This is a genomic window from Streptomyces sp. NPDC034049 (assembly GCF_055575575.1).
This window is the reverse complement of record NZ_JBVISJ010000012.1, coordinates 125,914-138,156: the sequence shown is the minus strand read 5'-3', so window position 1 is coordinate 138,156 and position 12,243 is coordinate 125,914. Positions and strand designations below refer to the sequence as shown.

The following is a 12,243-nucleotide window of genomic DNA, read 5'->3' as shown; positions in this document are numbered from 1 at the left end:
GTCACCGCCGCTCACTCCCTTCCAGAGGGCCACCGACCCGGCCCGCCCCGCCCGGCGATCCGCCGTCCCGACGGCGCACCCCGCCCGAGGCCCGGTCGTCCCGACGGCGCGCGCCGTCCGACGCCCCGCCGCCCCCGCCGCGTGCCCCGCCCAGAAGCAGCCCCCGCAGTCGCTCCCAGCCCCGCTCGTACACGAACGCCGCCTCGCCCCAGCGCAGGGCCGGTACGGTCACCACCAGCCCGGAACCGTCCCGTTCCAGCACGTGCACCTCGGCGATCCGGCGTCGACCGTCCCGGTCCCGTACGAGGTGCAGGACCACCGACAACGCGGCCGCCAACTGGCTGTGCAGCGCGGCCCGGTCCAGCCCCGCGGCCGTGCCGAGGGCCTCCAGACGGGCCGGCACCTGCCCCGCGGCATTGGCGTGGAGCGTGCCGCAGCCGCCCTCGTGACCCGTGTTCAGGGCGGCCAGCAAGGACACCACCTCAGGTCCGCGCACCTCGCCGACCACCAGCCGGTCCGGCCGCATGCGCAGCGCCTGCCGCACCAGGTCCTGCAGCTCGACGAGGCCCACGCCCTCCTGGTTCGCCGGTCTGCCCTCCAGCCGCACCACGTGCGGATGGTCGGGCCGCAGCTCCGCCGAGTCCTCGGCCAGCACGATCCGCTCGCCGGGGTCGACCAGACCGAGCAGCGCGCTCAGCAACGTGGTCTTCCCCGTCCCCGTGCCGCCGCTGATGACGTACGACAGCCGGGAGCGGATCAGTGCCCGCAGGACGCGGTCGCCGCCGGGCGGCACCGTGCCCGCCGTCACCAGTTCGGCGAGGGTGAAGGCGCGGGGCCGGACGACCCGCAGGGACAGACAGGTGGAGCCGACCGCCACCGGCGGGAGCACCGCGTGGAGCCGGGTGCCGTCCGGGAGCCGGGCGTCCACCCACGGCCGGGCGTCGTCCAGCCGGCGTCCGGCGACGGCCGCCAGGCGCTGCGCGAGCCGCCGTACGGCCGCCGCGTCCGGGAAGGAGACCTCGGTCAGCTCCAGGCCGCCGCCCCGGTCCACCCACACCCGGTCCGGCGCCGAGACCAGCACATCGGTGACCGAGGGATCGGTGAGCAGCGGCTCCAAGGGCCCGCTCCCCACCAGCTCCGACCGCAACCGCTCGGCCGCCCCGAGCACTTCGGCGTCGCCGAGCACGCGCCCCCGCTCCCGCAGGGCCTGCGCCACGCGCGCGGGTGTCGGCTCGGCCCCGCTCTCGACGAGCCACTGCCGTACGCCGTCCAGCAGACCGTCGTCGGGCATCCCGTTCATCGGGCCCCGCCTCCGATCGCATGCCGCTTCCGGGGCTTCGCTTCCCATGGCCCGCCGCCGCCCGGCACCCGGTTCACGCCGCCTCCCCTCGGACCGCCGTGCGCTCCCAGAACCCGGCGCAGAAGCGCGCGAGCGGGCCGCGTGGGATGCCTCCGGGTGGTTTGCCGCCGTCGGAGAGACCTGCCTCGGTCGGTACCTCACCGGCGAGCGGCAGCCCGAGGAGGCGAGCCACCTCCTGGTCGTCGAGGCCGGGGGCGTACGGGCCGCGGACCGCGACGCGGAGGTCGCGCAGGACCATGCCGAAGGCGGAGGCGACACGTGACGCGGCCGCGACCGCGCGCAGTTCGGCCGGGACGACCAGGAGACCCATGTCCAGTTGGGCGAGGGCCTCGGCGACGCCTTCGTCGATGCGGCGCGGCAGGTCGACGACGACCGCCCCGCCGCGCCGCCGCCCGGCCGCGAGCACCGCGCGGACTGCCTGGGGCGGGATGGCCACGGCGTCGCCCCGGTCCCAGCTGAGGACCCGCAGGGCGTGCACCTCGGGCAGCGACTCCTCAAGCGCGCCACCGCCCACCCGGCCCCGCGAGGCGGCGAAGGCCGGCCAGCGCAGCCCGTCGGCGCTCTCGCCGCCGAGGAGCACGTCCAGGCCCCCGCCGAGCGGATCGGCGTCCACGAGGAGGGTGCGCGTGCCCTGTCGCGCGGAGGTGACGGCCAGGGCGCAGGCAAGCGTGGACGCACCGGCACCGCCCCGGCCGCCGACGACGCCGACGGTGAGCGCCGGCCTGCCGACGCCCTCCGCCACGTCGGCGATGCGGTCGACGAGCCACTGCTCGCCGTCCGGCAGCATCAGGACGTGGTCGGCGCCGATCTCCACGGCCCGCTGCCAGACCCCGGAGTCGTCCTGGTCCTTGCCGACGAGCACCACTCCTCGTCTGCGCACGGCCCCCCGCAGCCGCCGCGCCGCATCGTTCCCGACGAGCACGAGCGGCGCCGTCTCCCACCGGCCCCGGCCTTCCGGCACTCCGTGGTGGACCTCCGGCCGGGCGCCCGCGGCCGCGCACAGGCGCAGCAGGTCGTCCAGCAGTTCCATGTCCTCGGTGACGATCAACGGCCTGCCCTGCCGCCCCTCGGCGGCGGACGGCAGGTCGTCGGTGATGGCTCCCGCCACGATCCCCAGCCCCTTTCGCTGCGTGAACGCGGTCGCCCGATGGTCCGGACACCGTGTTCAACTCCTGTGTGAAGCACCGGAGATCGGCCGCCGCGGAGGCGGTCGGCGGAATCCGGCCCTACGCATCCGCGAATCGGAACCGGCCGTGAACCGGCCGCCGTCGGGACGCGCCGGAATCACGGTGCAGCGGTCTTCGAAATCGTGTGGATCTTGGTCGATAACTGTGGACAACTCGGCCCTTGTGAATATCGCCATCACCCGAACAGGCGACTCGCGTACGACTTCCACAGCGCAGCCTCACGGCTACGGACGGTGACGGATCCTGTGCCAGGGCAGAGGAAAGCCCACGAGGGCACGAGAGCGCCTCGCGGGCCGGGGAGAAGAGGGAAAACGCGTCCGGACATGCGACGACCCCCACCGGGGGGGAGAGTGGGGGTCGTCTTCACGGCCGACTCGGGGGGGGAGGAGCCGGACCGCGTTAGCACGGTCGCGAACGATCCGTGACTTCCATGGTGTACCCGAGAGGCCTCTCAGGCAAACCCACGCGCCCCACACTAGCCCGAATGGCGGGCGCATATGCTCGGCCCCGTGGAAAACCACTCCTTGCCCCGCACAGCGGCCTTCTTTGACCTGGACAAGACGGTCATTGCGAAGTCGAGCACGCTCACGTTCAGCAAGTCGTTCTACCAAGGCGGCCTGATCAACCGCAGAGCCGCCCTGCGAACGGCGTACACCCAGTTCGTGTTCCTCGCGGGCGGCGCCGACCACGACCAGATGGAACGGATGCGGAAGTATCTGTCCGCGCTGTGCCGGGGCTGGAACGTCCAGCAGGTGAAGGACATCGTCGCCGAGACCCTGCACGACCTGATCGACCCGATCATCTACGACGAGGCCGCCTCCCTCATCGAGGAGCACCACATCGCGGGGCGGGACGTCGTCATCGTCTCCACCTCGGGCGCCGAGGTCGTCGAGCCGATCGGCGAGCTCCTCGGCGCCGACCGGGTGGTGGCGACCCGGATGGTCGTCGGCGACGACGGCTGCTTCACCGGCGAGGTGGAGTACTACGCCTACGGTCCGACGAAGGCGGAGGCGATCCGGGAGCTGGCGGAGTCCGAGGAGTACGACCTCGCGCACTGCTACGCGTACAGCGACTCGGCGACCGATCTGCCGATGCTGGAGGCCGTGGGCCACCCGCACGCGGTGAACCCGGACCGGACGCTGCGCAAGGAGGCCCTCGCGCGCGGGTGGCCCATCCTCGACTTCCACCGCCCGGTGCGCCTCAAGCAGCGTCTGGCCGTACGGCCGCGTCCCGCCGTCCTCGCGGCGGCCGCCATAGGGGCCGCGGCGGCCACCGCCGGGCTCGTCTGGTACGCGAGCCGGCGCCGCGTGGCGACCGCCTGACCCGCGGCCGCACCCAGGCCGCCGAATCACCCTCTTTGAACCTAAAAGTAAAGAAGCGCATCGAGGGGTTCCGCTTGCCCAGGTCGTGGAGTAGAAAGGATTCCAGGCCCGCGAGACCAAAGGACATCCGAGAGGATCACCTTTAAACAACTCATTTGGCCCCACGGACCCAGCATGAACACCAGGCACCCACGCGACGTCGACCCGTCGATTACGGGCCAGCCGCACCAGGTCACGGGCCAAGTTCCCGGCCTGATGGGCATATATCGAGGACGCTTGGTAACCAGGTGGACATGCCAGCGGCGGTACGAATTCTCGTACCGCCGCAACCCTTTCCCGGGAGTTTTCCGCCGCCCGCCTCGCGGGTTTCTAGGCCGCTCCGCGCTGCAGCGCCTCGCACACGGCCGTCGATTCGCGCGCACCCAGTTCGATCGCCCTGCCGCAGTGGGTGATCCAGGCGGCCATGCCCTCCGGGGTGCCGGAGACGTAGCCGTCGAGAGCGGCCAGATAGGCGGCGCGGCCCAGTTCCGCGTGGCCGACCTCCGCCGGGCAGACCGACTTGGGGTCGAGGCCGCTGCCGATCAGGACGATCCGCTCGGCCGCGCGCGCGACGAGGCCGTTGTGGAAACCGAAGGGCCGCAGGGCGAGCAGTTCGCCGTGGACGACGGCGGCGGTCACCAGGGCCGGGGCCGAACTGCCCTTGATGATCAGTTCGGAGAGGCCGTCGAGCCGGCCGGCGACCTCCGCCGCATTCGGCAGCGGCAGCTCGACGAGGGGCTCGTCGACGCTCTCGCCGTCCTGTCGGGGACGCCCCACGCGCGCGTCGTCGCTCCCCGCCGCGACCAGGTGCAGGCGGGCCAGCACCCGCAGGGGCGTCTGCCGCCAGATCGACAACAGCTGGCCCGCCTCGGCGGTGAGCCGCAGCGCGGCACCCATGGCGCGGGCCTCGTCGTCCCCGTCCTGGCCGCTGAAGTCCGAGCGGCGGCGCACCTCTTCGAGGGCCCAGTCGGCACCGGACAGCGCCGCCGAGCCGCGCGCGCCCCGCAGGGCCGCCTCGGAGGTGACCGCGTTGCTGCGACGGCGCATGACACGGTGGCCGTAGACCCGGTCCACGGACTTGCGCACGGACTCCACGGATTCGGCCACACCGGGAAGCTCTCCCAGGGCCGCGAGCGGATCGGCGGCCGCACCTGTCGTACTCATGAGTGCGACCCTACGCTCACCGGCGGCCGACCCCTCGAAGGAGTGGTCTTCCCTGCCGCACGGACACCCTGGGGGCCCACGCCACTACCGTTAGTGAACATGAAAATTGCTTTCGTCGGGAAGGGCGGGAGTGGCAAGACCACGCTGTCCGCCCTGTTCATCCGCCACCTCGCCGCCTCCGGGGCCCCTGTCGTCGCCGTCGACGCGGACATCAACCAGCACCTGGGCGCCGCCCTCGGCCTCGACGAGTCGGAGGCCGCCGAGCTGCCCGCGATGGGCGAGCGGCTGAGGCTGATCAAGAACCATCTGCGGGGCTCCAACCCACGGATCACCTCCGCCGAGACGATGATCAAGACCACCCCGCCGGGCGACGGCTCCCGTCTGGTGCGGATCTGCGAGCCCAACGCGATCTACGACGCCTGTGCCCGCCCGGTGGAACTCGACGGCGGGGCCGTCCGTCTGATGGTCACCGGCCCCTTCACCGACGCCGACCTGGGGGTCGCCTGCTACCACTCCAAGACGGGGGCGGTGGAGCTGTTCCTGAACCACCTGGTGGACGGCCGCGACGAATACGTGGTGGTCGACATGACGGCCGGTTCCGACTCCTTCGCGTCCGGCATGTTCACCCGTTTCGACATGACGTTCCTGGTGGCCGAACCGACCCGGAGGGGGGTCTCCGTCTACCGCCAGTACAAGGAGTACGCCGCGGACTTCGGGGTCGCCCTCAAGGTCGTCGGGAACAAGGTGCACGGCCAGGACGACCTCGACTTCCTTCGCGCCGAGGTCGGGGACGACCTGCTGGTGACCCTCGGGCACTCGGAGTGGGTGCGCGCCCTGGAGAAGGGTCGCCCGCCCCGTTTCGAGCATCTGGAGGAGGCCAACCGCCGTTCCCTGCGCGCCCTGCACGAGGCGGCCGACGCCACGTACGAGCTGCGCGACTGGGAGCGCTACACCCGTCAGATGGCGCACTTCCACCTGAAGAACGCCACCAGCTGGGGCAACGAGCGGACCGGGGCCGATCTGGCCTCGCAGATCGACCCCGAGTTCGTGCTCGGCGAAGAGGTCGCCGCAGCGGTGTGACCGCGGCTACGGCTTGGCCGCGGGTGCCCCCGGGACCCCCTTCGGGGCCGGTGCTGGCCCGGCGGACAGGAAGGCCTTCCAGCCCTTCTTCGGGGACTGGCCGACACCCAGGCCGCGCAGCCTGTCCAGGACCTCCGGGTCCTGGGCGTCGAGCCAGTCGGCGAGCTGCCGGAAGGAGACGCAGCGCACCTCGGCCTTGCCGCAGACCGTCTCGATGGTCTCCTCGACGGCGCGCATGTAGACGCCGCCGTTCCAGGACTCGAAGTGGTTGCCGATGATCAGGGGCGCGCGGTTGCCCTCGTAGGCGCGCTCGAAGCCCGCGAGGAGCCCGTCACGGAACTGGTCGCCCCACTCCTCCCGCCGGCCGGGCGCACCCGCACGGGCGCCGGACTGGTTCACGTAGAAGTTGTAGTCCATGGTCAGGGTCTCGAAGTCGCGCCCCGGTACGGGGACCAACTGCATCGACAGGTCCCACAGACCATCCTTCTTCGCGGGCCAGACCTGGTTCCTGACACCGCTGGTGTCGTAGCGGAAACCCAGCTCCCGGGCGGCCCGCGTGAAGTTCGTCCGCCCCTCCAGGCAGGGCGTGCGGGCGCCGATCAGCTCCTTGTCGTAATCGAAGGGCAGCGGTTCGGCCTCCTTCGTGCCGGTGTTGGTCCGCCACGCCTTCACGAACGACTTGGCCTGGGCGATCTCGCTCTTCCACTCCTCGACCGACCACTCGCCGACCCCGCCGCCGGGGCCGCAGAAGTGGCCGTTGAAGTGGGTGCCGATCTCGTTGCCCTCCAGCCACGCGCCGCGCAGCTGGTCCACGGTGTCCTTGATTCCGCGGACGTCGTTGAAGCCGATGTCGGAGCGGCCCGGCGAGTGCTGGGGCGGCCGGTACAGGTCCCGCTTCTCCTCCGGCAGCATGTAGACGCCGCTCAGGAAGTACGTCATGGTCGCGTCGTTGGCCCGGGCGACCTCGCGGAAGTGCGAGAAGAGCCGTTGGCCGTCCTCCCCCGCGCCGTCCCAGGAGAAGACCACGAACTGCGGGGGCCGCTGTCCGGGCTTCAGCCGTTGCGGCCTGGGCAGGTGCGGCTGCACACCGGTGTAGGCGGTGGATCCGTCGCCGATCAGCCGGACCGCGGTCTTGGGCGGCGCCGGGGCACCCCCCTCCTCGGGCCCTCCCTGCCGGCCCTCCCGCTCCGTGCTCTTCTTCGCACCGGGTGAGCCGGTTGTCGTCGGCGGCTCGGCGATCCCGCATCCGGCGAGCGCCGCGGCGCAGGTCGCGGCGAGCGTGACTGCGGCGGCGATCCTCTGGGTGACGGCCATGTCCCGCCCACCTTCCTTCGCTCAGGGGCAGAGCCGACAAGGTCACACAGAGTTCCGATCATGATTAATACGACAAGCCGATGAAAGGCTTCATTCACCCCCACGAGTGATCTAATGACCCATTTGCGGCTAATGTTCTTGCATGTCCTTTACCCTGCATTACGATTCGTTTACTGAGCGTTGAGAAATCCCGCCACTGAACGTCGTGCCCCACGGCCGCGACCGACGCGTCCGCGCAGCCCCGGAGGAGACGGGAGAACATGTCCGCCTGCGTCCCCACCCCCACCACCGACCCGGACTCGAACCGGACGGAGCGTGATCACCGACCACACAGCCCGCCGAAGGGACCGCGTCGCCGGTTCCCCGTCTCGGCCGCCGACCTGTCCGCCTCCATCGCGGTCTTCCTGATCGCCCTCCCCCTGTCCCTGGGCATCGCCCTCGCCACCGACGCACCGCTCCAGGCCGGCCTCGTGGCCGCCGCCGTCGGCGGACTGGTGGCCGGACGCCTCGGCGGATCCCCCCTCCAGGTCAGCGGCCCCGCGGCCGGCCTCACCGTCGTCACCGCCGACCTCATCCACCAGTACGGCTGGCGCACCACCTGCGCCATCACCGTCTTCGCGGGACTGGCGCAACTGGGCCTGGCCCACCTGCGCGTGGCCCGCTCGGCACTCGCCGTCAGCCCCGCGATCGTGCACGGCATGCTCGCCGGCATCGGCGTCACCATCGCCGTCGCCCAGCTCCACATCGTGCTCGGCGGCACCCCGCAGAGTTCCGTCAGCGCCAATCTCGGAGCCCTGCCCGCCCAGTTGGCGCACGTGCACCCCGCCGCGCTCTCCGTGAGCGTCCTCACCCTCGTCCTGCTGCTCGCCTGGCCCCGGCTCCCCGGCCCCGTCGGCCGGCAGCTGCGCACGATCCCGGCGGCCCTGGTCGCCGTCGCCGGCGCCACGGCGGCTGCCGCGCTCGCCGCGTTGAGCCTGCCCAAGGTCGATCTGCCGTCCTGGCGGAGCCACGCCCTGGCCGGTGTGCCCGACGGACCGGTGCTCGGCCTGGTCGCGGCCGTCCTCACCACCACGCTGGTGTGCAGCGTGCAGTCGCTGCTCGGAGCCGTCGCCATGGACAAGCTGGCGGCGGGCCGGACCGACGTGCGGCGCTCCGACCTCGACCGCGAGTTGCGCGGTCAGGGCGCGGCCAACGTCGCCTCCGGCCTCCTCGGCGGGCTGCCGATCGCCGGCGTCGCCGTCCGCAGCACGGCCAACGTCCGGGCCGGCGCCACCAGCCGGAACTCCACGATGCTGCACGGCGTCTGGGTGGTGGCGGCCACCCTGTTCCTGGTGCCCGTACTGGAGCTGATCCCTCTCGCCGCGCTCGCCGCCCTGGTGATGGCCGTCGGGGTCCAGATGGTGTCCCTGCACCACATCCGTACGGTCACCCGTCACCGCGAGGTCGCGGTCTACGCCGTCACCACCCTCGGCGTCATCGTCTTCGGTGTCCTGGAGGGCGTCGCGCTCGGCATCGCCGTGGCCGTGAGCGTCGCCCTGCACCGCCTCACCCGCACCCGTATCACCCACGACCAGCGGGACGGAGTCCATCACGTCCATGTGCGCGGCCAGTTGACGTTCCTGGCGGTGCCCCGCCTCAGCCGTGCCCTGCACCAGGTCCCCGCGGGGGCCGCCACCGTGGTGGAGCTGGACGGGTCGTTCATGGACCACGCGGCGTACGAGTCGCTGCAGGACTGGCAGCACGCGCACCACGCGCGGGGCGGCACCGTGGAGATCACCGGCCGCGCGGGCACCCGGATCGCCGAGCCCGCGAGCGTCTCGGCGGCGGGCTGCCGCTGCCGGCCCTGGACACCCTGGCGCAACCACCAGTGCGAGGCCCCCGCCACCCCGGCCGCGGGCGCACCGCAGGAGGAGACGGCCGACAGTCCGAGCGGCCATCAACTGGCGCGCGGCATCAGCGCGTTCCAGCGCAACACGGCCCCGCTGGTCCGCAGGGAGCTGGCCCGGCTGGCACGCGAGGGGCAGCAGCCCTCGCAGCTCTTCCTGACCTGCGCCGACTCCCGGCTCGTCACCTCGATGATCACCTCCAGCGGCCCCGGCGACCTCTTCGTCGTCCGCAACGTCGGCAATCTCGTGCCGCTGCCCGGCGAGGAGAGCGGCGACGACTCGGTGGCCGCGGCGATCGAGTACGCGGTGGACGTGCTGAAGGTGCGCTCCATCACGGTCTGCGGGCACTCCGGGTGCGGCGCGATGCAGGCCCTGCTCAAGACCGATCCGCACGGCGCCCAGACGCCTCTCAAGCGCTGGCTGCGACACGGCCGGCCCAGCCTGGAGCGCGCGACCGACAAGAACCGCCCCTGGGCCCGTCTCGCGGGCCGCGAACCCGCCGACGCCATCGAACAGCTGTGCCTGACCAACATCATCCAGCAGCTGGAACACCTGAGGGCCCATGACTCCGTCGCCCGCGCCCTGCGCGAGGGGGCGCTCGAACTGCACGGCATGTACTTCCATGTGGGCGAGGCACAGGCCTATCTGCTCATGGAGGCGGCGCCCGAGAGCGCGGTCTTCGATCGGGTCTCCGGCGCGACCGACCCGGCCGACCCCGCCGGGCCGGTCCTGTACGACACGCGCGCGTGAACCGATTTCCGTCCGGATCCGTGGGAACGGGTGGCGTCCTGGCCCTGGTGCCACCCGCCCACAGGTCTAAACCAATCCGACGAAGGCCCTTGTCATCGAGGGTCCGGGTCTGATGAGCTGTGGCTTGGGACACAACGGTCGCCCCGGCAAAGCACCGCGAGGGAGATGACGTGAGCAACGAAAGCCTGGCCAACCTCTTGAAGGAGGAGCGACGCTTCGCGCCGCCCGCTGACCTGGCCGAGAACGCCAACGTCACGGCCGAGGCGTACGAGCAGGCCAGGGCTGACAGGCTCGGTTTCTGGGCGGCTCAGGCCCGGCGGCTGACCTGGGCCAAGGAGCCGACCGAGACGCTGAACTGGTCGAACCCGCCGTTCGCCAAGTGGTTCGAGGACGGCGAGCTCAACGTCGCGTACAACTGCGTCGACCGCCATGTCGAGGCCGGCAACGGCGACCGGGTCGCCATCCACTTCGAGGGTGAACCCGGAGACAGCCGGTCCGTCACCTACGCCGAACTCAAGGACGAGGTGAGCAAGGCCGCCAACGCCCTGCTGGAGCTGGGCGTCCAGGCGGGCGACCGGGTCGCGGTCTACATGCCGATGATCCCGGAGACGGCCGTGGCGATGCTCGCCTGCGCCCGGATCGGCGCCGCGCACTCCGTCGTGTTCGGCGGCTTCTCCGCGGACGCGCTCGCGACCCGGATCCAGGACGCGGACGCACGCGTGGTCATCACCGCGGACGGCGGCTACCGGCGCGGCAAGCCCTCCGCGCTCAAGCCCGCCGTGGACGACGCGGCCGACCGCGCCGGCAATGTCGAGCACGTCCTCGTCGTCCGCCGCACGGGCCAGGACGTCGCGTGGAACGACTCCCGTGACGTGTGGTGGCACGAGATCGTCGACCGGCAGAGCAGCGAGCACACCCCGCAGCCGTTCGGGGCCGAGCACCCGCTGTTCATCCTGTACACGTCCGGCACGACGGGTAAGCCCAAGGGCATCCTGCACACCTCCGGCGGCTACCTGACGCAGACGTCGTACACCCACCACGCCGTCTTCGACCTCAAGCCGGAGACGGACGTGTACTGGTGCACGGCCGACGTCGGCTGGGTCACCGGCCACTCGTACATCGTCTACGGACCGCTGGCGAACGGCGCGACGCAGGTCATGTACGAGGGCACCCCGGACACCCCGCACCAGGGGCGGTTCTGGGAGATCGTGCAGAAGTACGGGGTGTCGATCCTCTACACGGCGCCCACGGCCATCCGTACGTTCATGAAGTGGGGCGACGACATCCCCGCGAAGTTCGACCTCAGCAGCCTGCGCGTACTGGGCTCGGTCGGTGAGCCCATCAACCCCGAGGCCTGGATCTGGTACCGCAAGCACATCGGTGCCGACGCGACGCCGATCGTGGACACCTGGTGGCAGACCGAGACCGGCGCGATGATGATCTCGCCGCTGCCGGGCGTGACGTCGACCAAGCCGGGCTCCGCGCAGACGCCGCTGCCGGGCATCTCGGCGACGGTCGTCGACGACGAGGCGAACGAGGTGCCGGACGGCGGCGGTGGCTATCTCGTCCTCACCGAGCCGTGGCCGTCGATGCTGCGCACCATCTGGGGCGACGACCAGCGGTTCCTCGACACGTACTGGTCGCGGTTCGAGGGCAAGTACTTCGCCGGTGACGGGGCGAAGAAGGACGACGACGGGGACATCTGGCTCCTCGGCCGCGTCGACGACGTGATGCTCGTGTCCGGTCACAACATCTCGACGACCGAGGTGGAGTCCGCGCTCGTCTCGCACCCGTCCGTGGCCGAGGCGGCCGTCGTCGGCGCAGCCGACGAGACCACCGGTCAGGCGATCGTGGCGTTCGTGATCCTGCGCGGCACGGCGAACGCCGAGGACGAGAACCTCGTCGCCGACCTCCGCAACCACGTCGGCGCCACCCTCGGCCCGATCGCCAAGCCGAAGCGGATCCTGCCGGTGCAGGAACTGCCGAAGACCCGCTCCGGCAAGATCATGCGGCGCCTGCTGCGTGACGTGGCGGAGAACCGTCAGCTCGGTGACGTCACGACGCTGACCGACTCCACGGTCATGGACCTCATCCAGGCCAAGCTGCCGGCCGCGCCCAGCGAGGACTGACGCCTCCGTACG

Annotated in this window: 8 protein-coding genes; 4 read left to right on the top strand and 4 right to left on the bottom strand. The window is 71.6% G+C overall.

From position 1 onward, the window contains the following. Nucleotide 1: 1 nt before the first annotated feature. Together ACZ52C_RS30175 and ssd are read right to left on the bottom strand one after the other, a co-directional pair. Nucleotides 2-1,300 carry a TadA family conjugal transfer-associated ATPase gene (locus ACZ52C_RS30175; RefSeq protein ID WP_469077711.1) on the bottom strand — a complete coding sequence of 433 codons (1,299 nt, stop codon included), beginning with the start codon at nucleotides 1,298-1,300 and terminating at the stop codon, nucleotides 2-4. Nucleotides 1,301-1,373: 73 nt separating this feature from the next. Next, complete coding sequence (gene ssd, locus ACZ52C_RS30170) at nucleotides 1,374-2,468, bottom strand: septum site-determining protein Ssd (protein WP_469077710.1); 1,095 nt, start codon at nucleotides 2,466-2,468, stop codon at nucleotides 1,374-1,376. Between the two features lie 576 nt (nucleotides 2,469-3,044). Between ssd and ACZ52C_RS30165 the strand changes: the two genes are divergently transcribed. Continuing rightward, nucleotides 3,045-3,869: an HAD family hydrolase gene (locus ACZ52C_RS30165; RefSeq protein ID WP_469077709.1), complete on the top strand. Its 825-nt coding sequence runs from the start codon at nucleotides 3,045-3,047 to the stop codon at nucleotides 3,867-3,869. A gap of 369 nt (nucleotides 3,870-4,238) precedes the next feature. On the opposite strand, the gene ACZ52C_RS30160 is transcribed toward ACZ52C_RS30165, so the two are convergent. Continuing rightward, nucleotides 4,239-5,072, bottom strand: coding sequence for a Fic family protein (locus tag ACZ52C_RS30160; protein ID WP_469077708.1), 834 nt, complete (start codon nucleotides 5,070-5,072; stop codon nucleotides 4,239-4,241). Between the two features lie 99 nt (nucleotides 5,073-5,171). Here ACZ52C_RS30160 and ACZ52C_RS30155 point away from each other — a divergent pair, with 99 nt between their 5' ends. Continuing rightward, on the top strand, nucleotides 5,172-6,152 hold the full coding sequence (locus ACZ52C_RS30155) for an ATP-binding protein (protein WP_469077707.1): 981 nt from the start codon (nucleotides 5,172-5,174) through the stop codon (nucleotides 6,150-6,152). 6 nt (nucleotides 6,153-6,158) lie between these two features. Here ACZ52C_RS30155 and ACZ52C_RS30150 read toward each other — a convergent pair whose 3' ends face one another. Beyond that, nucleotides 6,159-7,466, bottom strand: a complete 1,308-nt coding sequence (locus ACZ52C_RS30150) for a polysaccharide deacetylase family protein (RefSeq protein WP_469077706.1) — start codon at nucleotides 7,464-7,466, stop codon at nucleotides 6,159-6,161. A 260-nt stretch (nucleotides 7,467-7,726) separates the two neighbouring features. Here ACZ52C_RS30150 and ACZ52C_RS30145 point away from each other — a divergent pair, with 260 nt between their 5' ends. Both ACZ52C_RS30145 and acs read left to right on the top strand, forming a co-directional pair. Beyond that, nucleotides 7,727-10,102, top strand: a complete 2,376-nt coding sequence (locus tag ACZ52C_RS30145) for a SulP family inorganic anion transporter (protein ID WP_469077705.1) — start codon at nucleotides 7,727-7,729, stop codon at nucleotides 10,100-10,102. 170 nt (nucleotides 10,103-10,272) lie between these two features. Further along, nucleotides 10,273-12,231, top strand: a complete 1,959-nt coding sequence (acs, locus tag ACZ52C_RS30140; protein WP_469077704.1) for an acetate--CoA ligase — start codon at nucleotides 10,273-10,275, stop codon at nucleotides 12,229-12,231. The last annotated feature ends 12 nt before the right edge of the window (nucleotides 12,232-12,243 follow it).

Excerpts from the sequence above, each read along its gene's own strand:
- ACZ52C_RS30175 (WP_469077711.1), bottom strand. The coding sequence starts at position 1,300 with ATGAACGGGATGCCCGACGACGGTCTGCTGGACGGCGTACGGCAGTGG.
- ACZ52C_RS30165 (WP_469077709.1), top strand. The coding sequence starts at position 3,045 with ATGCTCGGCCCCGTGGAAAACCACTCCTTGCCCCGCACAGCGGCCTTC.
- ACZ52C_RS30160 (WP_469077708.1), bottom strand. The coding sequence starts at position 5,072 with ATGAGTACGACAGGTGCGGCCGCCGATCCGCTCGCGGCCCTGGGAGAG.
- ACZ52C_RS30155 (WP_469077707.1), top strand. The coding sequence starts at position 5,172 with ATGAAAATTGCTTTCGTCGGGAAGGGCGGGAGTGGCAAGACCACGCTG.
- ACZ52C_RS30150 (WP_469077706.1), bottom strand. The coding sequence starts at position 7,466 with ATGGCCGTCACCCAGAGGATCGCCGCCGCAGTCACGCTCGCCGCGACC.
- ACZ52C_RS30145 (WP_469077705.1), top strand. The coding sequence starts at position 7,727 with ATGTCCGCCTGCGTCCCCACCCCCACCACCGACCCGGACTCGAACCGG.